This is a genomic window from Oryzomonas japonica, assembly GCF_008802365.1.
Taxonomy (GTDB): domain Bacteria; phylum Desulfobacterota; class Desulfuromonadia; order Geobacterales; family Pseudopelobacteraceae; genus Oryzomonas; species Oryzomonas japonica.
Window position 1 is genome coordinate 1 of the sequence record NZ_VZQZ01000012.1, and the last position, 22,089, is coordinate 22,089.

The window sequence follows — 22,089 nt, forward strand, 5'->3', positions numbered from 1 at the left end:
AGGTCCGAAATCAATACCGGCTGGGAGGTGGGCTGCCCGGCCAGATGATAGAGCGCCTTAAGCGCGTATTTGGTCTTTTTCGATATCATGTCTAGTTGAACTATAGATAAAATAAATATACCCGGACGTCAAGGACTTTTTTTATTTTATTTATACCCAATACGGGAAAAATGTCACGCCGATACCAAAGGCTTCCCGGTCATCCCGTGCGGTTGGTTCACATGACTTTTCCGGGAGCCCTCGCCATTGCGCCAAGCCGAAACCCGGGAAAGTGATATAATTTTATCCGGGATGGCCATCTATGGGGCCATAGCGATTTCCATCATGGCGGCGGCATACTATCAGCCGGCACGGGACTGCCCCGTCAACCGCATCCACCTGCTTACCTGCTGTACGTTCTGAGCCAGCGGAGGGAGGCCATGAGCGAACAATGGAAGAAATGGTTGTTCAGAACCGCGGGATTGTTGATCGTGGCGATTTTGGGCGCGGTCGGCTGGCAGAGGTTCGCCCATAACAGCAAGGACGACGGTCTGGCCAGCGGCAACGGCCGCATCGAGGCGGTGGAGATCGACGTTGCCGCCAAGTCGGCGGGTCGGGTGAAGGATATCCTGGTACGCGAAGGGGATCTGGTTGCCGCCGGACAGGTGGTAGCGATCATGGATACCCAGGTTCTGGATGCCCAACTCCGCCAGGCCAGGGCAGAGTTGCAACAGGCCCAAAGCGCGGTCGCCACCGCACGCAGTCAACTGGCCCAGCGGGCAAGCGAAAAAACGGCGGCACGGGCGCTGGTAAGGCAACGCAAAGCCGAGTTGGACAGCGCACAAAAGCATTGGGACCGTTCGACCATCCTGGTCAAGGGAGGAGCGGTGTCGCAACAGACCGCCGATGACGACAACGCCCAACTCCAGAGCGCCGCAGCCGCCGTAAGTTCGGCCCACGCCCAGGTTGCCGCCGCCGAGGCAACCATCGTCACGGCCCGTGCCCAGATCGCGGGGGCCCGATCGGCGGCCGATGCGGCCCAGGCGGCTGTGGAGCGCATCCTGGCGGACATCAGCGACTGCGCCCTCGCCTCCCCCCGTGACGGCCGGGTGCAGTACCGGGTCGCCCAACCCGGCGAGGTGGTCAGTGCCGGCGGCCGGGTTTTGAGCCTGGTGGACCTGAGCGATGTGTACATGACCTTTTTCCTCCCCACGGTCGCGGCGGGACGGGTGGCGCTCGGCACCGAGGTGCGGCTTATCCTCGACGCCGCCCCCCAGTACGTGATTCCGTCCCGGGTGTCGTTCGTGGCCGATGTGGCCCAATTCACCCCCAAAACCGTGGAGACGGCCAGCGAGAGGGAGAAGCTGATGTTCCGCGTCCGGGCCCAGATTCCCGTGGACCTGCTCAAGAAACATATCACCCACGTCAAGACCGGGCTGCCCGGCATGGCCTATGTGCGCCTGAATCCCGCCGAACCATGGCCGAGCCGCCTACAGGTACGGCTACCCCAATGAGCGGGCACACCGCAACGACCGCCCCTGGCCCCTTCGAGCCCTCACCCGTGGCCCGGCTGAAGGAGATCAGCCTCCACTACGGCAGAACCCGAGCCCTTGACGCGATCAACCTGGAGATCCCCTCCGGCCGCATGGTCGGCGTCATCGGGCCGGACGGGGTGGGCAAGTCGAGCCTGTTCTCCCTGATCGCCGGTTCGCGGGCCATCCAGTCCGGCCAGGTCGAGGTGCTGGGCGGCAGCATGGCCGACCGGCGTCACCGCCGAGCCGTCTGCCCTCGAGTGGCTTACATGCCCCAAGGGCTGGGCAAGAACCTCTACCCGACCCTGTCGGTATTCGAGAATGTGGACTTTTTCGCCCGCCTGTTCGGCCACGACCGGCATGAACGGGAGCGCCGCATCGCCGAACTGCTGACCGCCACCGGGCTGGCCCCCTTCGCCGGCCGGCCCGCCGGCAAGCTCTCCGGAGGGATGAAGCAGAAGCTGGGCCTCTGTTGTGCCTTGATCCACGACCCTGACCTGTTGATCCTGGACGAGCCGACCACCGGCGTAGATCCGTTGTCGCGCCGGCAGTTCTGGGAACTCATCGACCGCATCCGGGGCGACCGTGCCGGCATGAGCGTGCTGATCGCCACCGCCTACATGGAGGAGGCCGCGCGTTTCGACTGGCTGGTGGCCATGAATGCCGGGGGCATACTGGCGGCCGGCACCCCCCGTGACCTCCTGGGACAGACCGGCACCGCCTCCCTGGAGGAGGCCTTCATCGCCCTGCTCCCCGAGTCGCAGCGGGAGGGCTACCAACCGGTCCACATCCCTCCCCGCGAAACCGACCCCAACGGGGAGGCGGCCATCGAGGCCCACGACCTGACCATGCGCTTCGGCGATTTCATTGCCGTGGACCACGTGACCTTCCGCATCGGAAAAGGCGAGATCTTCGGCTTCCTGGGGTCCAACGGCTGCGGCAAGACCACCACCATGAAGATGCTGACCGGCCTGCTGGCAGCCAGCGAAGGAGAGGCCCGGCTGTTTGGCCGCCCGGTGGACCCGCACGACCTGGACACCCGGCGCCGCGTCGGCTACATGTCCCAGTCCTTCTCCCTCTACAGCGAACTGACGGTCCGCCAGAACCTGGTGCTCCATGCCCGCCTGTTCGGGATGCCACGGGAGCGGATTCCGGGGCGGGTGCTGGAGATGGCGCAGCGTTTCGGCCTGAATGAGGTCATGGGCAGTCTCCCGGACGCGCTGCCCCTGGGGCAGCGCCAGCGCCTGTCATTGGCGGTGGCCATGATCCACGGCCCGGAGATGCTGATCCTGGACGAGCCAACCTCCGGAGTGGACCCGGTGGCACGGGATGGCTTCTGGCAGATCATGATCGATCTGGCGCGCCGGGACAAGGTGACCATCTTCATCTCCACCCACTTCATGAACGAGGCCGAACGCTGTGACCGAATCTCGCTAATGCACGCGGGCCGGGTACTGGCCAGCGCTGCCCCGGCGGCGCTGATCGCGGCCCGCGGGGCCGCCACCCTGGAGGAGGCGTTCATCAGCCATCTGGAGGAGGCGGCCGGCACAGCGGGAAGCGATCCCGCGGTTTCGGAGCCTACCGTCTCCCCTCTCCCCCACGAACCGCACGCGGCCGGCTCCGGGACAGGCTCAGGCCTCTTCAGCCTGCGGCGCCTGTTCAGCTACACCCGCCGGGAGACCCTGGAACTGCGCCGTGACCCGATCCGCCTGACCCTTGCCATGGTGGGAAGCGCCATCCTGATGTTCGTCATGGGGTACGGCATTACCCTGGATGTGGAGAACCTCTCCTTTGCAGCCCTCGACCGCGACCAGACCGCCATCAGTCGCGACTATCTGCTCAATCTCGCCGGGTCCCGCTACTTCAGCGTTCGCCCCCCCATCAAGGACTATGCCGACCTGGACCGGCGCATGCGCGCCGGGGAGATCACCCTGGCGATCGAGATCCCGCCCGGATTTGCCCGCGACCTGCGCCGCGGCACCCGGGTCAGCGTGGGGGCCTGGATCGACGGCGCCATGCCCGCGCGGGCCGAAACGGTGCGCGGCTATGTGCAGGGGATGCACGCCCACTGGCTGGCAACCCTGGCGCGGCAAACCGTTGGCGGGATGGCGGAGACGGCAACCATCGAGACCCGCTTTCGCTATAACCCGGATGTCAAAAGCCTGGTGGCCATGGTGCCTGCGGTGATCCCACTGCTCCTGATGCTGATCCCCGCCATGCTGACCGCGCTGTCGGTGGTGCGGGAGAAGGAGTTGGGGTCAATCGTCAACCTGTACGTCACCCCGGTCACCCGGTTGGAGTTCCTGCTGGGCAAGCAGATCCCCTACGTCGCCTTGGCCATGCTTAATTTTCTGTTGCTGGTCGGCCTGGCGGTAGTCCTGTTCGGGGTACCGGTCAAGGGGAGTTTCATGGCCCTGGCGGTGGCAGCGCTGCTGTACGTGATCGCGGCCACCTCCTTCGGACTGGTGGTCTCGGCCTTCATGCGCAGTCAGACCGCCGCCCTGTTCGGTACGGCGGTGCTGACCATCCTGCCGGCGGTCCAGTTCTCGGGGATGATCGACCCGGTCTCTTCCCTTGAAGGCGCCGGCGCCTTGATCGGGAAGGCCTATCCGACCACCCATTTCCTGACCATCGCCCGGGGCACCTTTTCCAAAGGTCTCGGCTTCGCCGACCTCCAGGCATCCTTTATCCCCCTGTTCCTCGCGGTTCCCCTGCTGATCTCCCTGGGGGCCGCCCTGCTCAAGAAACAGGACCGCTGACCATGCGCGCCGCCAACGTCCTGCACCTGGGCGTCAAGGAGCTGCGCAGCCTGCTGCGCGACCCGATCATGGTGGTCCTGATCGTCTACAGTTTTACCTTCGCCATCTACACGGCGGCAACCGCCGCTCCCGAGACCCTGCACAAGGCCCCCATCGCCATCGTGGACGAGGACCGGTCCCAACTCTCCACCCGCATCGCCGACGCCTTCTTCCCGCCGCTCTTCATGCCGCCAGTGCTGATCTCCCAAACCGAGATGGATGCCCGCATGGATGCAGGCCTCGACACCTTCGCCCTCAACATCCCTCCCGACTTCCAACGCGACGTACTGGCCGGGCGTAGTCCCGTCATCCAACTCAACGTCGATGCCACAAGGATGAGCCAGGCCTTCTCCGGCAGCGGCTACATCCAGACCATGGTCAGCAGCGAGGTGAGCGACTTCCTGCAAGGATACCGGTCGAACACCACCCCGACGGTGGACCTTGCCCTGCGGGTGCGTTTCAACCCCCAGTTGAACAAATCCTGGTTCAGCGCCGTCATGGAGGTCATCAACAACATCACCATACTCTCCATCGTGCTCACCGGCGCGGCCCTGATTCGTGAGCGGGAACACGGCACCGTTGAGCACCTGCTGGTGATGCCGGTGACCCCCTTCGAAATCATGACCGGCAAGGTGTGGGCCATGGCCCTGGTGGTACTGGCGGCATCGGCCTGCTCCCTTGCCATCGTCGTCCAGGGGGTCCTCTCGGTTCCCATCGAAGGATCCATCGCCCTGTTCCTGGCCGGCACCGCCCTGCACCTGTTCGCCACCACGTCGCTCGGCATCTTTCTCGGCACCATCGCACGCTCCATGCCCCAGCTCGGCCTGCTGCTGATGCTGGTGTTGTTGCCCATGGAGATCCTCTCGGGCAGCATGACGCCCCGGGAAAGTATGCCGGAGTTTATCGGGGTCGCGATGCTGGCGGCGCCCAACACCCATTTTGTCATGCTCGCCCAGGCCATCCTGTACCGCGGTGCAGGCTTTGCAGTCGTCTGGCCGCAATTCGTTTCCCTCGCCCTGATCGGGACGGCCCTGTTCGTCCTGTCTTTGGTGCGTTTTCGCAAAACCATAGGAACGATGGCATAAAATGTAGCACGATCTAAAGAACAAGTACGCATGGTGCCATGTCCAGTCCCTTCATCTCACGGCCTCAGTTCCCCTTCCGGTGTCTTCATATCACAAGCTTGCAATGTCTCTCCCATGCGCACGACCACCCGATGCTGCACCAGGCCCCGCTCAAGGGGAATCTGGCCATCAACCACGCGCTGGCCGTCCATCTCCACCCAGGCGACGCCGCGCTGGCAGCCGTCCGGGTTCTCCACCTGAATCGCGTAGACCGTTTCGCCGTGCCGATAGCGGAGGCTGAAACCGGGCCACGTTGCCGGTATAACCGGGTTAACCCACAGCAAATCCCCCTGCACCTGCAAGCCCAGGACCTCCTCTATCCAGGCCCGGTACATCCAGGCCGCCGAACCGGTATACCATGACCATCCCCCCTGCCCGACCCGGCCGGGCAGCCGGTACACGTCGGCCGCCACCACGTAGGGTTCGATCCCGTAGTGCCAGACCGCTTGCGCGTCCCGGGCGTGTTCGATCGGGTTGAGCATGCGCAGCAGATGCACCGCCCGCTCCCCATCACCCTTGCGGGCCATGGCCATGGCCATCCAGAGAGCAGCGTGGGTATACTGGCCACCGTTTTCCCGCACACCGGGAGGATACCCCATGATGTAGCCGGGGGGTGGCGTAGAGGTGTCAAAGGGGGGCTCGAAGAGCAGCACTAGCCCATCATCATCGCGAACGAGATTGTTCCAGGCCGACTCCAGGGCCTGATCCGCACGCGCCGGATCAGCGGCGCCGGAGAGCCAGGCCCACGTTTGGGGCAGGGAATCGATCCGTGCTTCACGGTTGGCCGCAGAACCCAGGGACGAGCCGTCGTCGAAGGTCCCCCGCAGATACCACTCCCCGTCCCAGCCGGCCTGTTCGGTCCGCTGAATCAGGGCGTCGCGGTCCTTCCGATAGGCCAAGCCCAGTTCCGGCTGGTCCATGAGGTCCGCCAGCCCGGCCATCCCCTGCAACACATCACACAGGAACCAGGCGAGCCAGACGCTCTCCCCTCTTCCGGCCGCGCCCACCAGGTTCATGCCGTCGTTCCAGTCCCCGGTCCCCATAAGGGGGAGGCCGTGGGGCCCGACCGTCAGGCCTCGAGTGACCGCGCGGCTGCAGTGTTCAAAGAGCGTGGCCCGTTCGGAGGTGACCTCGGGGGTGGAAAATTGCTCGTGCTGATCGTCCCCCAGCAGGGGGGCGTTGAGGAAGGGGACCTCCGTCAGCAGTATCTCCGCGTCGCCGGTGATTTGGACGTAGCGGGATACCACATAGGGAAGCCAGAGCAGGTCGTCGGAGATCCGCGAACGAATTCCGGCCCCAGCCGGTTCATGCCACCAATGCTGTACGTCACCCTCCTTGAACTGCCGGCTCGCGGCCAGCAAAATCTGCTCCCGCGCCAGTTCCGGCCTTGCGTAGAGGAACGCCAGTACATCCTGCAACTGGTCGCGAAAACCAAAGGCCCCGCCCGACTGGTAAAAGGCGGAACGCCCCCAGATACGGCAGCTCAGGGACTGGTACTGGAGCCAGCGGTTGATCAGCAGGTCGGCGGCCAGTTCGGGGGTCTGCACTTGTATCGTACCAAGCAGTTCATCCCACCAGGCTCTGGACTGATCAAACGCGTTCTCCAGTGCCTGGTCCGCCCGGTAGCTGAGTACCAACTTCCGAGCCTCGGCCACGGATTCTGCTTGACCCAGCATGCATGTAATATCGCGTCGTTCTCCAGGAGCCATTTCCAGGGTAACCCGGAGTACCGCACACGGATCCAACCCCGCGCCTGTGCGTTGTGACAGCCGGGCTAATTCCATAGCTACTGGATTGGCCAGCGACCGGTTGCGGCCGATGAAAACGGTACGGTCGCCGTCGAATGATTCGGTCTGGGGGGTTATGGCCACAAAAGTGACCCGGTCTGCATATTCGGGATGATAGTTATTCAGAGCCAGCAGGGCATGGGCTTCGTCATCCCATTTAGTTATGATATGCATCTGAGAGGTTTCGCGGTTTTCGCCAAGAGTCAATTCGACATAATAGGTTACCGAAAGCTTGCGTTTTCTGACGGAAGTATTTGTTAGCCGCAGTCGCTGCAGTTTGATCGGCTGTCCGCCGCTCTCATCGACGGGTACGAAGACGGTGAGTTCCTGCTCAATACCGTTACTGTTATGCTCGAAAACCGTATAACCGGCCCCGTGCCGGGCCCGATAGGCACTTTCCTCACGAATTGGCGCCGCTGTCGGTGACCAGAAGACCCCGCTCTCCTCATCGCGAATGTAGAGTGCCTCCGACGCCGGATCCAGCACCGGGTCGTTGGACCAGCCGGTCAGACGGTTGCGTTGGCTGTTTCCAAACCAGGTGAAACCGGAGCCGGTTTCGCTGACCATGGTGCCAAAAGTCGGGTTGGCGATAACGTTTACCCAGGGTGCCGGGGTGCTGGTGTTGGGACCGAGATAGATCGCGTATTCACGACCGTCCGGTGTAAACCCGCCCAAACTGTTGAAATAGTTCAGCTGCATAAAGGGAAGCGGGGCTGAGGGTTCGCGGGGCGTGCGTTTACTGACCAGCCGTTCCAACAGTTCTGGTACCTCGACCGGGACCCCCAACTGTTGGGGAAGCGTGCCGCGTGCCGCCACCAGCACAACGCAGGCAGATGCCTTGAGGAGATTCAGGTCCACCTCCGGAATCTGCGCCGCGCTCTTCAGGAATATCCCACCCGTCTTATCAACCGCTGAGAATAGGGCGTGGGCCTTGATCAGCTGTTCCAATCGTTCCTTGAGCGGCTGTTCATAGCTCCCAGCCTCCTCATTGAGGATTACCAGGTCGATCGACAATCCATGCATCCGCCAATAGGTATGAGCCTGGAGCATCTGACGGGCCAGACTGATATCCCGTGTTTCGCCTATCGTTACCAGTGCTATAGGCAGGTCGCCCGAAATGCCGTAAGGCCACAAACCGGCCTGGCCTTTGCTATTGCCGGTCAGACGCTCACTTGTCGCACGTAAGAGGGGGTTGGGAAACAGCAGGTGGCTTGCCAATTGCTGGAATCTGCGCGCTTCGTCAGCATGAATATGCATTATCTGCAACTGCTGCTGGGCAGAGACCCAGGCGAAATCCATCGTCCGGTTGATTTCATGAGTCTCGCAGTATTTATCCATCAGAATCAGGACGTCCTCGCGGGTTGTCCCGGCGGCGAGCACATGCGAAAACTGGATGCGTTGACCAGCTTCCAAAGTAAGTCCCCGCCGTAAGCTCAGTATCGGGTCCAGGACAAATCCCTGGCTGCTGCCGAGTTCCTGAACAGCCCCCATGGGATTGGCCAGGGTTCGGCCGCGGCCGATGAAACGCCTCCTGTCGGTTTCAAATTGCCACCCTTCTTCAGGTGGGCAGTCATTGCCGGTATGCTCAAATGTCAAGCGGTGGCCCACATACAAAGGCGGATCGTTTTGGCTGCGTGGTCTCCGGTAGGCAAGCAGAACTTGTTGTTCAGGAAGCGCTTCTGTCTGTATGAACAGTTTATTGAAGGCCGGGTGTTGGCGGTCCGCGTTGTGAGGCGCCATGGAAAGCTCAACATAGGTGGTGATGTTGAGACGGCGGGCACGGTCCGTCCGGTTGATCAAGGTAATTCTCCGAATCTCGGTGTCATCTTCCGCCGAAACGATCACCTCTGTTTCGGTATGCAACCCGATGTCGTCACGCCGGAACACAGCCCGGTCAAGGGCAAAGGTAGCCGAATACCCTTCAACCTTCCCACCAACCGGTTGCCAGGTGCTGGACCAGACTCGCCCTTCATCGACATCATTGATATAGCAGAAAGTTCCCATTGCATCACAGGTCTGATCCGGGCGCCAGCGGGTAATTTCGCGGCCAGCCCACTGGCTGTAGCCGCCACCGCTGTTGGTAATCATCACGCTAAAACGGCCATTGCTCAGCAGCAGGCCATGGGGAATGGCGGTATGAGGCGTAGCAAAGGTGCTTTCTACAGGTGCAATCTGATCACCATCCATCGATACAGGCTTACTCTGTCGCGTCGAAGTCAAATGAAGCGTAGGAAGAGTCGGGATACGTTCCTGAAGGAGAGCTTCGAAGGCGCGCACCCGTGGATCACTATGAAAACGGCGCGGAAATGGATTATCGTGGAGAAAGTTGGTCAACGCCAGAAACGCCATGCCCTGATGATGCGCCATATACGCTTCAATAATCACCCCGCGCTTGAGAGTCTGTCTCACTGGATCACGCTGCGATTGCCGGCTGAAGTCCATTGACTCGTAATAGCCATAATCTCCAAGCAACCCCATCCCGGCCATTTTTTTCAAATTAGTAACCGTTTTTTTCGGGGCTACGTTCAATGCCAGCAGCGTGGCATAGGGAGCAATGACCAGTTGTTCCTCCATCCCGCGTTTCAACCCGAGTGCCGGAACCCCGAAGGCCTTGTACTGATAGGTCTTGTTGAGGTCCAAGTTGCCAAAGGCAGATTCGGAAATACCCCAAGGCACTCGCCGCGAGTGACCGTAGGCGATCTGGACCATTACCGCTTCACGGGCCGCCTTATCCAGTAGAGAGTTGGCGAAAGAGTATTGAAACAAGAGCGGCATCAAGTATTCGAACATGGTTCCGGTCCAACTGAGCAGCACCCGTTGCCGGCCAACAGCGCCATAAGGTCTGCCCAGGGAAAACCAGTGTTCCAGGGGGACATCACCTCGTGCAATAGACAAGAAACTCCCGAAACGCGCCTCGCTGGCCAGAAGATCGTAATAAGAACGGTCCAGAACATCGGTGGAAACATTGAAGCCGATGGCAAACAGTTTGCGTTCTTTGTCATAGAGAAAGCGCATGTCCATACCGGCTGAAAGCTCACGGACACTTGCTAGTAAACGTTCAGCCATCCCCAGAGTTTCCCCGGCAAGCCACTGCGAAGTGGCAAAGGCTTTCATAACTCGTTCGAGCCACGGGTCAAGGGGTGCGCCGGACTGGAAAGCCTCCTCCTGGATTCCTTTAATGATCTGTATCGAATCAATTCGGCCTTGTGCAAGATCGAAGATAGAAGGTGCCTGAGACAGGTCGTTGCGGATGGCGATCAGAAGCGCTGGTCCCATTTGCGTAAGCTCAAGCTCGGATTTTTCCGCAAGGATTTCGATCCAGGAGAGATAACTATTGCAGTTCCGGACCCAAGCCGACACCTGCTGTTCAAGTTCTGCCGCCCACGGCGAGCCTCCTGCGGCAACGATAACTGAGCTGACATCGACCTGCATCCTCCGGAGCAGCCGGAGAAGTTCGACGATGCCGGACGGTGGGGCATTCCATGCAGCCAGGAGTTGATCGAGTGTCTGATAATCAAACCCGGCAGTCCTTTCCCGAGAAACGATTTGTTTCAGAATTTCTCCTGTATCAGCCAATCCGTCAAAGGCTGTGCCATCCAGGAGCGGGGCGTGAATCAACTCGGTAAGTCCTTGATCCAAGCTCCATAGGGAACCGAGGAGATTGCCGCTGTCAACGGCGGAGACGTATCGAGGTTCAAGGGGCGCAAGCGTCTGGATGTCGTACCAGTTCAGGAGGTGCCCTTCAAAGCGCTCCAGGAGACTGATGGATGCCATGGTTTTGGTCAGCTTTTCAACGACCTGGTTAATGGTCTGGTAGCCGCAATCATGGGCTGCAAGGACGCTGGCAATCCAGAGGCCGATATTGGTCGGACTGGTTCGCAATGCCAGGCGGTTTTGATGGGCGACCTGGTAATTATCGGGTGGCAACCAGGAAGTTTCGGCGTTGACAAAGGTAGAAAAATAGCGCCAGGTCCTTCGGGCGACCAGCCTGAGGAAACGGCGGTCCTTTGCCGACAGTTGGCTCTTTTGCAATTCAACGGGACGCAGGTTCAAGAGCCAACCGAGCAACGGGGAGAAAAACCACAGGACAAGCCAGGGTAAGGCCTGCGTCAGGCTGGCCGGCACAACATGCCAAATCGTCAAGTACGCGATAGTACTGAAGACGCTCCCCATGGCCAGACTTGCGACGAAGTGGGGTTGCCGGCGGGAGGCGCTCCAGTGGGTTGCCTGGGCCGTCCATTCAAGCAGGTCGCGCCGGGAGACCAGGCGCCGGTACCAGACCCGGCCGATGGCGTCCAGGGCCACAGCGGCCTGATGCGGCAGCAACGCTGCGTCGGCGGCCGCCCGCAACAGGTCATGCAGCAGCTTGACGGGGGAGAAGTGCTTCAACCCCTTGGGCGTGGTGGCCATGGTGAAGGGCTGCGCCAAGGGGTGAAACAAAAGTTGCACCCCGACCACCAATGTGGCGATCCAGCTGAATATCGGTGAAATGAACCAAGAGGCTATCAGCAGACCCATGCTCGCGGCAGGTAACAAGCTGCGCCGGAGGTTGTCCAGGATCTTCCAGCGGTTCAACAGTGAGAGCGGGTTAGCCCCGCGGCCCCCCGAAGCAAGAGGAACGCGTGGGAATATCCACCCAGCAATTTGCCAATCGCCTCGAATCCAGCGATGGGCTCGACTACAGTAACTTTGGTAGCCTTGGGGGAAGTCATCGTAGAGCTCAATATCGCTGGCCAGCCCCACCCGGACATGAGCCCCCTCGATAAGGTCATGGCTTAACACCCACTCTTCGGGGAATCGCCCCGATAGCACGCGACTGAAGGCACGAACGTCGTAGATTCCCTTGCCATGGTATGACCCCTCACTGCATAAGTCCTGATAGACGTCGGAGACCGCCTGGGTGTAGGGGTCGATGCCGACCGCATCGCTGAAAAGTCTGCTGAAGACTGAGACGCTCGTGCTCGGGAGGGTAGGGCTCACTCGCGGCTGAATGATAGTGTAGCCTGCGATGAGAGTACCGGCTGCATCGAACCGTGGTTGATTAAGGGGGTGCGCCAGGGTTTCGACAAGTCGGCGGGCCGTGTCGTGCGGCAGCTGTGTGTCGCTGTCCAGGGTGATGATAAAGCGAATGTCCGCCAATTGATCCTGATTTCCCACATAGACAATGCTCGGTAAGCTTTTGGACCGCGTGCCATCAATCAGGCGATTAAGCTCTTCCAGTTTGCCCCGTTTGCGCTCCCATCCGATAAATTTCTGTTCGGATTCACTCCAGGTGCGATCTCGATGGAAGAGGATAAAACGATCACTGCCATAGCGTTGATTGAGCTCTGCCAGTGAATTGCACGCTGTCTGGAGCAGCAGGGGGTCTTCTTCACGAGAAACCGTAACTGAATCGACGTAATCCGAGAACAGACTGAAAAGTAGATTTGCTTCCTTATTGGCCAGGTAGCGAATCTCCAGTTTCTCCACCTCGGCGCGGATCGTCTCAACATTCACCAGCATCATCGGCACGACTACCAAGGTGCGAAATGCATCAGGAATCCCCGTATCTTCAAAATCCATCTTGGGCAAAGGCCGGGGCGGCAGAAATCGCATAAGCAAATAATTGAGCACCTCAATCGCCAGTTGACTGACCGGAATCAGCAGAAGCAGCACCAGTCCAAGGCTGATAGTGAGCGGCGGCCAGGTCTGGCTACAGTAAGTGATAAGGCAAAGAATCAAAGCGGAAAAGCCGACTATAGATCCCACGTAGACAGCTTCATGATGGTAATAGATCCATTCCAGCAAGCGGTAGCGATTTGCTTCACGACATGCGAGCATCTGGGCAAGCTCCGCACGCCCTTCATCAACCAGCCATGTGCCGACATGGCTGAGCCGATCATCGGTTGATGTTTCATGTTGGGCCTGTGTCGCCAGTTTGATGACGCGCTCCGCGATAAATTTTTCGCTCTTAGCGGATCTCTGGGATAACTCTTCGATTGCCCGGCGGCACCGGTCGCGACTTGCAAAATCCATCTTGGGATAGATTCCGGATGGGTCGGTGCATAAAATATGCTCAACCCGGCTGAGCTTCTCGAAGATATCCCGCCAGTCCAGCAGGGCTAGCTGACGCAAACTTGTAAACGCATTGCCACAGGAGAGCTGCTCTCTGGCCTGTCGGTTTTGCTCTCGCAGGTTGAGGTCGTTCAGAAGAGTTTTTAGCGTGCGTTCAAGCCAGCTCTTAACCGGTGCCAGTGCAGCCGCCTCATCGTAGAGCAGACCTACCAACTGCGTACCGAAATAAGGGCTAGGATTCGTCTCCGCTTTTGCAAGTTCTGCAAGGATCGCAAAAAGTTGGTTGGAATCGCGTCGATTGGCGGCGATCAATCGGTTTGCCCAGAAATCAGCCAACTGGCGCTCGCGTAAATTTGTCAGGGCGGTGACGGCCAGACTCTGGATACTTTCTATAAGCGCGATGCGCAGCATCTGGGGAATTGCCCAGAGTTCTCCGATTTTCAGCGTGCGAACAGTTTGGTAGGACTCAATAAACGCCAGAATATTTTCCCGGTCCAGACGCAGTTCTGTATGAGAAACGAGATTCTTGGCCAGGGCGTAGATGCAGGGTAAACCGTGGTATGGATCAGAAGCCAATATGGGAAGCTGCCGGTAAAAATGCCGGGGAAGATTCAACAGCACATCGCGGGCGCTCCCCTCAAGAATGTATTCGTTATCCAGAATCCAATCGGCAGATGGCGTTGCATTCTGTTCCAAGCGGCTCGCCACAGTGAGATCCTCGCAAACCAGACGGCTCCATTCACGAGACTGTTTGAGACGCTTGATCAATTCGATGCTGCGATGCGGCCTTGGATCAACTTGTTGCTCCCTGGCATGGCGCTGGGAATGTTCCTGAAGCTGTGCAAGGGAAAGCATGACTTCCGGTCCACGCGCCTCAACCCGCCGCTCTCGTTTGGGATGCATAATGAACAGTGCCGGAGGGGTATCGCCGCTTTCCCTAAGCAAAGCCACCGGTATCTCTAGAGTTTCAATGGGTGCCTGTAGAATCAGTACGGATTCCCCAGGTAAAAGCCAGCGCGCGTGATCACGCATGACACCCAACTCAGCACCATGTTTGGAGCGTCGCAGCAATAATAGGGCTACCAGGGCACCAAATGCGGAACAAGCAACAATCAAGCTCAAAGATGTGGATATGTTTCCGATGGGGTACAACATTGACCAGTTCAAGAATAGGAAGGCAAGTTCGGCGATCCCCCCGAACAGACATGCAGTCAGTATAATCCCGATGGCTCGACGCCAGAGGAATGAATCGGTAATATGGACATCACCGTCCAAGCTCTTATGTAGAAGGGCAACTCGATTGAATCCTTGTCGAAGAAGCTCCCGGAGCGATCTGCGAGCTTCTTCTTGTTTTGCAAAATAACCTATTAGAGTGCCTACACTCATCATTTGTCCTTTACTTGCCGCACTCGTTGACTCATGGATAAAGAGAAGTAGCTGTTGCTCCCTGATTGAAATAATCTGAATTCGGTTGATTCTGTATTGGGCCTGTTCTCAACCTCTTGGCACAATTTTTTGCAGAAAACACAAAGTGTGCATGATCTGTAAAGGAGGTAGTCAGCAACAACCGTACCAAACAACCCCAGCACACGCTAAGCACAACATACTGAATATTAAAGACAATATTGAATAATCTGTAAAAATAAGGGAGGTGCGTGACAACAACCCGCCATATATAACAGAACTGTCATATATGAGGGACCTGGATTAGATGACATATCACCCCGAGGGCGCGGCGCCGGAGGAATAGGTCGGCGATATGCACCTCCCCGTCCATCCACTTATTCACCTGGGCAGTGCGGCTGAAGCCGCGCCGCGCCAGTTGCCGCAGCGCATTCCGGGATTCATCTTGCTGTGCGATGTAACCAACGTGGGTGCCGACGTTAACTCTATGTCCTTTGCTTGACTGCGTTTTCCGAGCCACCGGCCATGGTGGGGATTCACGTGACAGGGGCGGCGGAAAGGAACCGTGCGACTGTTCCAGAGGATTTGGAGGGGAGGTGGCTGGAGATGACCGAAAAACAGAGGTGGGTCGAAATAACTGAAAGAAATGATTTCGGGTGAAAGGTCAGTGTGTTACCTGTACGCTGTTATCGGGCGTATAGCCAGGCATATTATTATCAAAGAACCTTTATTGGGCCGGAGGCTGGCTAAAAGAACACACTGCTTTTAAATAATCAGACATGGCTCCACGCACCGGACTGACGAACAGACAGAGAGCATGCGCAATGGCGCTAGCTCCCTTTCTTTCCCCAAATTATCCCAGAAATACCCTTGACAAGGAGAGTCTGGGAACGCACATAATAAAAAGGCCCACCCCGGGAGAGGTGGGCCTTTCATTGTCAGTTGTTTCAAGCAGCTTTGCTACCCTGCCGGTTGCAGAAAACGGCTAGGTAAAATTCCAGATCATCATCTCGAGAATATCTTTAAAGCTCTTGCCGATCTCCCCGACGACCGTCGGCTCAAAGCCGCAATGCATCATACACTGGGCGCACCGGGGGTCCTTGCCGACACCGTATTTACTCCAATCGGTCTTTTCCATCATCTCCCTGAAAGTCGGATAATGGGCATCGGTGATCAGGTAACAGGGGGCCTTCCAGCCTCGCGGGTTGCGGGTGGGGTTGCCCCAGGGGGTACACTCCAGCTTCTTTTCTCCCTTGAGGAAACGAAGGTACATGGGGGTTGAGAAGAAGCGATGCTTCTTGCTCATCTCATAAACCTCGGCGAATTTCTTTTCGATATCACGCCGCTCCAGGAACAGTTTTTCCCCCACCGCCTCGTAGCCGAAACCGGGCGCCACCAACAGGCCGTCCACCCCGATCTCCTCCAGGTGGGTAAAGAGCATCTCGATCTCCAGCAGGTTGGTTTCCTTGAAGATGGTCGTGTTGGTGCAGACACGGAACCCCAGCTTCTTGGCCTTTTTGATCCCTTCCATGGCTATCTTGAAAGCGCCCTTGCGCTCCAGGATACGGTCGTGGGTCTCCTCGAGGCCGTCCATGTGGACGTTGAGGGTGAAATTGGGGTGGGGCTTCATGTTGTCCAGCGCCTTTTCCAAAAGGATACCGTTGGTGCAGAGATAGATGTGCTTGCCCCGGTCGAGCACGCCACGGATCAGGTCATAGACGGGTGGATAGAGGAACGGCTCGCCGCCGGTGATGGTGACGACCGGCGCGGGGCATTCGTCCACCGATTTCAGGCAATCCTCCAGGCTCATCATCTCCTGGATGGTGTCGGCGTATTCCCGGATGCGGCCGCAGCCGGAACAGGCCAGGTTACAGAGATGGGTCGGCTCAAGCATGAGGACGAGGGGGTATTTTTCCACCTTGTTGAGCTTGTTGCTGACGATATACTTGGTCAGGTCGTAGTTGAGGCGCATCGGAAAACGCATTTTTTAATCCTTTCAATTTGTTACTACAAAGATCTGCCACAGAGACTGATGTGTACTAATGTTTCAAGGGCTCTACGATTTCACAAAACCTTCCACGGCAGCGGCAATCCCTTCGGCGTCGATGCCCAGATCCTTGCGCAGTTGAGCCTGACTGCCATGCTCCACATAGTGGTCCGGGATGCCGAGCCGCTTGACCGTAACATCCTGCCGGCCATTATCAAAGAGCAACTCCAGTACGGCGCTGCCGAAGCCGCCTTGCAGAGCGTTCTCTTCAACGGTGACGATGCGGCCGGTCTGTCCGGCGGCCGACAGGATCAGGTTCGCATCCAGCGGCTTGACGAAGCGGGCGTTGATCACGCCTGCCGATATGCCCCGATCCTTCAGGGTCTCGGCGGCCTGCAGGGCCGGATAGACGGTGGAGCCGATGGCGACGATGCATACGTCGTTCCCCTCCACAAGCAGTTCGCCCTTGCCGATCTCCAGGGATTTCAGCTCGTTGTCCATCTCCACGCCGTAACCCGCCCCGCGCGGATAGCGCATGGCCATGGGCGCGCCGGAGTAGACGGCGGTCTTGAGCATATGACGCAACTCGTTCTCGTCCTTGGGGGCCATCAGCGTCATGCCGGGCAGATGGCGCAGATAGGAGAGGTCGAAGACGCCGTGGTGGGTCGGGCCGTCGTCGCCCACCAGGCCGGCGCGATCCATGGCGATGGTCACCGGCAGGTTCTGCAGGCAGATGTCGTGAAAAACCTGGTCATAGGCGCGCTGCACGAAGGTTGAATAGATGGCGGTCACCGGACGGAACCCGTCGGCGGCAAGGCCGGCGGCAAAGGCCATGCCGTGCTGTTCGGCGATCCCCACATCGAAGAACCGCTTTGGAAAGCGCTCGGCGAAACGGTTGAGCCCGGTCCCGTCCGGCATGGCCGCCGTGATGGCAACGATCTTGGGATCCTGCTCGGCCAATTGCACGATGGTTTCGCCAAACACGTCGGTGTACGACTTGCTGCCCGCCTTGGGGGCGCCTTTGCCGGTGGCCACGTCAAAAACGCCCACACCATGGTACTTGGAGGGGGTGTCCTCAGCCGGCTTATACCCCTTTCCCTTGGTGGTCATGACATGCACCAAGAGCGGGCCGTCCAGTTGATTGATATTATTGAACACCTCGACCAGTTGCGGCAGATCGTGGCCGTCCAGGGGCCCCAGATAGTCGAACCCCAGGGCTTCGAAGAGCGAACCGGGGGTGAGAAAACCTTTCAGAGAGTTCTCCGCCCGCCGGGCAAAGTGGAGGATATCCGTGCCGATGGCGGGGATATTCCGCAGCAGCCCCTGCATCTCTTTTTTCAGGTCGCGGAAGTACCGGCCGGTCATTTTGCGGGAGATGAACGACGAAAAGGCGCCCACATTCTTGGAAATCGACATCTCGTTGTCGTTTAAGACCACCACAAGATTTTTCTTGAGGTGCCCGGCCTGGTTGAGTGCTTCAAAGGCCATGCCGCCGGTCAGAGAGCCATCCCCGATAACGGCGATGGCATGATTTTTGGTGCCTTCCAGGTCACAGGCCACCGCCATGCCGAGGCCGGCCGAGATGGACGTGGACGAGTGCCCCACGCCAAAGGCGTCGTGCTCCGATTCACAGCGTTTGGGAAACCCGGAAAGCCCCTTGTACTGACGCTGGGTGGGGAAACGTTCACGCCGCCCGGTGAGGATCTTGTGGGTATAGGCCTGGTGCCCCACATCCCAGACGATTTTATCCTGGGGGGAGTCGAAGCAGTAGTGCAGGGCAATGGTCAACTCCACCGCCCCCAGATTCGAGCCCAGGTGGCCGCCGGTGGTCGAGACCGTTTCCAGCAGGAAACGGCGCACCTCTTCAGCCAGGGCCGGCAGCTGTTCGGGCTTGAGTTTTTTCAGATCAGCCGGAGAGTTTATCTTGTCGAGGTATGTGTACATGATCGTTTCTCCATCGAAAAATCACTGTGCAGGGCAGCGGCGGTTACTTGTTTTCCACATAACCGTTGCCCTTGAACCACGCTACGGCGCGTTGCAGCGCATCATTTACCGGTGTCTGGGGCAACCCCAGCTCCCGTACTGCCTTGGTTGAATCGAAAAACATGAACTTCGCCGCCATCTGCACACCCGCCAGAGGTATCAGCGGCTCTCTGCCGGTAATACGGGCAATGGCTTCGTTGACGTAGGCCGCCAGCAGGATCGGCGTGTAGGGCAGTCGCACCCGGGGTGCCGCCAGACCGGTGATTTCCTCCAGCAGGCCAAAGATATCACGCAGGGTCAGGTTGGCGTTGCCCAGGATGTACTTCTCGCCCACACGCCCCTTCTGTTCCGCCAGGATATGGCCACGGGCACAATCTTCGACGGCGATGATGTTGAGCCCCGTGTCCAGATAGGCCGGCATCTTGCGGTTGAGAAAATCGACGATGATCTTGCCCGTGGGGGTCGGCTTGATATCGAGGGGCCCGACCGGCGTTGATGGGTTGACAATCACCAGGTGCAGGCCGCGGCTGACGAACCGCTCCGCCTCCCGTTCCGCCAGGAATTTGCTCTTTTTGTAATGCCCCACCATGTCGGCCAGGGTCACCGGCGTATCTTCGGCGCCCGGTGTGCCGTTGCCGGGGTTTCCGAGCGTCCCCACGCTGCTGGTATAGACCACCCGCGCGAGGCCGTTTTCCAAGGCAGCCTCCAGAACGGCTTTCGTGCCTTCCACGTTGATGCGGTACATCTGCCGGGGGTCGCGGGTCCAGAGGCGATAATCGGCGGCGGCGTGATAGAGCGTATCACATCCCTTCAATCCCTGCCGCAGGCTTTCGTGGTCCTGCAGGTCCCCCTGCCACAACTCGATGTCAAGCCCCGCCAGGTTGGAGGTATCCGACCCGGCCCGCACAAGGGCTCGCACCTCACGGCCGTCTTTCAGCAACTCCCTGGCAATGCTTGCGCCGATAAAACCGGTCGCGCCGGTGATAAATGTCTTCATGGCCACTCATTTTCCACTGATGCCGTGTCGAAACGAACCGTTACAGTAGCTTACGACCGCCTCTTCATAAATGGGGAAAGCCCCGGAATATGGCAAACTCGGGGCTTCCCAGCGAAACGAAATGTCATTGGCGCCTGGATGCGCTATTTTTTTTCTCCGCCTTCTGCGAGCAGGCGACGGTACTTGCCCAGCGCTGTCAGCGGGAAACAGTTGCGGTAGATGTGGTACTTGATCATGAAAAACTTGGGAAATCCGGTGCCGGTGAAGGCATCCTCATCCCAGGTTCCGTCCTGCTTTTGGGTGTTCAGCAGGTAGTCGATGCCGCGGGCCACGGTCTTGGAGTGCACCTCGCCGGCCGCCATGAGCGCCAGCAGCGCCCACCCGGTCTGGGATGGGGTACTCGGCCCGCTGCCCATCAACGAGCGGTCAAAGTAGGACTCGCAGACCTCTCCCCAACCGCCGTCCATATTCTGCTTGGATTTAAACCAGTTGACCGCTTTTTTGACGTAGGGCAGGGACATGTCCTCGCCGATGGCCTGCAATCCGCACAAGACCGACCAGGTTCCGTAGATGTAGTTGACCCCCCAACGGCCCCACCACGGGCCTTCCGGTTCCTGTTCCTTCTGCAGGAATTCAAGGGCATGCTCGGCCGCCGGATGGCTTTTGGAATAATTGAAGTTGCCCATCAACTCCAGCATGCGGCCGGTCAGGTCGGCCGTCGGCGGATCGATCAGGGCTTCCAAGTCGGCAAAGGGAAGCTTGTTCAACAGATATTTCGTATTATCCTTGTCGAAAGCGCCCCAGCCGCCGTTTTGGCTCTGCATCCCCATACACCAGGAAATCCCGCGTTTGATGGCCTGTTCCTTGTGTTTGCGATCCCGTACCTTGATATCCTTGATGGACAGCATGACGAAACCGGAGTCGTCCACATCGGGGTACCAATCGTTGAGAAACTCGAAGGCCCATCCGCCCGGTTCCAGCTCCGAGGCCTTGATCTGCCAGTCCCCTTTGCGCCGCACCTCAAGGTCCAGCAGCCATTGGGCCGCTTTGACCAGCGCCGGATGGTCGGCGGGGACCCCGGCCTCCTGCATGGCAACGAGCGCCAGGGCGGTGTCCCATACCGGCGATATGCACGATTGCAACACTAAGCCCTCTTCATCCTCGATACAGAAATTGGCCAGCGCCTCCAGCCCCTTGACGACGGCGGGATGGTCGTTTGCATAGCCGAGACAATGCAGGGCCAGGATCGAGTTGAGCATGGCCGGCTGGATGCCGCCCCAGTCGCCGGTCGGCTCCTGATGGTCCAGTATCCACTGTTCGGCAACGGACGTGGCCTTCTTCTTGAACGGCCGGATGGGGCTGGACTCGTACACTTTGCACAGGTGGTCCACGCCGATGAAGAAGTTTTTCCAGGTGAGGATGCCGTCTTCCTTGGTAAAGGTATAGTCGGTCGGCCGCAGCGGGCGGACGTAAAGCTCCTTCACCCGCGCCCAGGGGGGGAGCTTGCGTACCGGGCGTTCGGCCATCACCACCGAAAGCGGGATGATGGTCCCCCGGGCCCAGCTGGAGAGCTCATAGACGTTGAAATAGGCCCAGTTGGGCAAAAGCATCAGTTCAATCGGCATGGACGGGACGCCGAGCCAGGAGAACTCGCCGAACAGCGCCAGGAATATCTTGGTAAAAACGCGCGCCTTGATGATGCCGCCGTTGGCCAGGATGAATTCCCGCGCCTTGCGCATGGCCGGATGGTCCGCCGGGTAGCCAGCCAGCTTGAGGGCGAAATAGGCCTCGATGGTAGTCGAGAGGTCGCCGGGACCAGTATGCCAGATGGCCCAATAGCCCTCCTCGGTCTGTTTGCTGAGGATGTAGCGGGCCATCTTCCGCTCGCGCACCTTGTCCACCATCCCGAGAAAATGGAATAGCATAACGTATTCCGACGTGATGGTGACGTTGGACTCCAGCTCAGCCCACCAATAGCCGTCCGGCAATTGCTCCCGGAAAAAGAAATCGCGGGTCCGCTCGATGGCCTTGTCCAGCGGACTTTTTGCGTCGCCCACCATCTTCTTCCAGATGGAAGGTGGCAGGTGGTGTACCTTGGCAACCGTTTTTTTAGGGGGATCGAGAGCTGGTGCAGTTGGTGCAGCCGTTTCCAAGTTGAACGATGTCAGTGCCGTTGAAATCGGATATTTACTTGAATTCATTCACAAAGCTCCTGGTGATCGCAATAAAGGCAATGCCGAGGGCATTTGTCAGTTAAATTGTGCTTTAATATCACAGAAACCGAAAGATGTATATTTTTTTTCAAATTACCGATACACGACCGTGACACTCGCCCCTGATCTTCCGGCGGGAATACCGGCCCCAGATTGAAGTTTGCCAGCATCGGGGTGGTTATGTTATACACGATATATCAGCCATGAATTCGGCAAAAATGAAGGAGATTA

At 58.9% G+C, this 22,089-nt stretch carries 8 protein-coding genes; 3 read left to right on the top strand and 5 right to left on the bottom strand.

Annotated features, from left to right (window positions below; all coding sequences use genetic code 11):
- The first annotated feature begins 419 nt into the window (after positions 1–419).
- Genes F6V25_RS15925 through F6V25_RS15935 form a run of 3 tightly spaced genes read left to right on the top strand, consistent with a single transcriptional unit; the run spans position 420 to position 5,394 of the window.
- Positions 420–1,493: an HlyD family secretion protein gene (locus F6V25_RS15925; RefSeq protein WP_151129608.1), complete on the top strand. Its 1,074-nt coding sequence runs from the start codon at positions 420–422 to the stop codon at positions 1,491–1,493.
- The gene (gene rbbA, locus F6V25_RS15930; protein ID WP_151129609.1) at positions 1,490–4,270 is read left to right on the top strand and encodes a ribosome-associated ATPase/putative transporter RbbA; all 2,781 of its coding nucleotides are present in this window, start codon (positions 1,490–1,492) and stop codon (positions 4,268–4,270) included. The genes F6V25_RS15925 and rbbA overlap by 4 nt, the downstream gene beginning before the upstream one ends.
- A gap of 2 nt (positions 4,271–4,272) precedes the next feature.
- Positions 4,273–5,394 carry an ABC transporter permease gene (locus F6V25_RS15935; RefSeq protein WP_151129610.1) on the top strand — a complete coding sequence of 374 codons (1,122 nt, stop codon included), beginning with the start codon at positions 4,273–4,275 and terminating at the stop codon, positions 5,392–5,394.
- Between the two features lie 56 nt (positions 5,395–5,450).
- Here the strand turns inward: F6V25_RS15935 and F6V25_RS15940 are convergent, their stop codons facing one another.
- From F6V25_RS15940 to shc, 5 genes are all read right to left on the bottom strand, one after another.
- Positions 5,451–14,306, bottom strand: a complete 8,856-nt coding sequence (locus tag F6V25_RS15940; protein WP_246167075.1) for a glycoside hydrolase family 94 protein — start codon at positions 14,304–14,306, stop codon at positions 5,451–5,453.
- Between the two features lie 1,357 nt (positions 14,307–15,663).
- On the bottom strand, positions 15,664–16,662 hold the full coding sequence (hpnH, locus tag F6V25_RS15945) for an adenosyl-hopene transferase HpnH (RefSeq protein WP_149309824.1): 999 nt from the start codon (positions 16,660–16,662) through the stop codon (positions 15,664–15,666).
- 72 nt (positions 16,663–16,734) lie between these two features.
- A complete protein-coding gene (gene dxs / locus F6V25_RS15950) occupies positions 16,735–18,609 on the bottom strand; it encodes a 1-deoxy-D-xylulose-5-phosphate synthase (protein WP_151129611.1) in 1,875 nt (624 codons plus the stop codon).
- A 43-nt stretch (positions 18,610–18,652) separates the two neighbouring features.
- Positions 18,653–19,645, bottom strand: coding sequence for a hopanoid-associated sugar epimerase (gene hpnA / locus F6V25_RS15955; protein ID WP_151129612.1), 993 nt, complete (start codon positions 19,643–19,645; stop codon positions 18,653–18,655).
- Between the two features lie 143 nt (positions 19,646–19,788).
- Complete coding sequence (gene shc, locus F6V25_RS15960; RefSeq protein WP_151129613.1) at positions 19,789–21,846, bottom strand: squalene--hopene cyclase; 2,058 nt, start codon at positions 21,844–21,846, stop codon at positions 19,789–19,791.
- Between the last annotated feature and the right edge of the window lie 243 nt (positions 21,847–22,089).

Bases quoted from the DNA above. Each gene is read 5' to 3' on its own strand.
- F6V25_RS15925 (WP_151129608.1), top strand. From the start codon at position 420: ATGAGCGAACAATGGAAGAAATGGTTGTTCAGAACCGCGGGATTGTTG.
- hpnH (WP_149309824.1), bottom strand. From the start codon at position 16,662: ATGCGTTTTCCGATGCGCCTCAACTACGACCTGACCAAGTATATCGTC.
- rbbA (WP_151129609.1), top strand. From the start codon at position 1,490: ATGAGCGGGCACACCGCAACGACCGCCCCTGGCCCCTTCGAGCCCTCA.
- dxs (WP_151129611.1), bottom strand. From the start codon at position 18,609: ATGTACACATACCTCGACAAGATAAACTCTCCGGCTGATCTGAAAAAA.
- shc (WP_151129613.1), bottom strand. From the start codon at position 21,846: ATGAATTCAAGTAAATATCCGATTTCAACGGCACTGACATCGTTCAAC.
- F6V25_RS15940 (WP_246167075.1), bottom strand. From the start codon at position 14,306: ATGCGTGATCACGCGCGCTGGCTTTTACCTGGGGAATCCGTACTGATT.
- F6V25_RS15935 (WP_151129610.1), top strand. From the start codon at position 4,273: ATGCGCGCCGCCAACGTCCTGCACCTGGGCGTCAAGGAGCTGCGCAGC.
- hpnA (WP_151129612.1), bottom strand. From the start codon at position 19,645: ATGAAGACATTTATCACCGGCGCGACCGGTTTTATCGGCGCAAGCATT.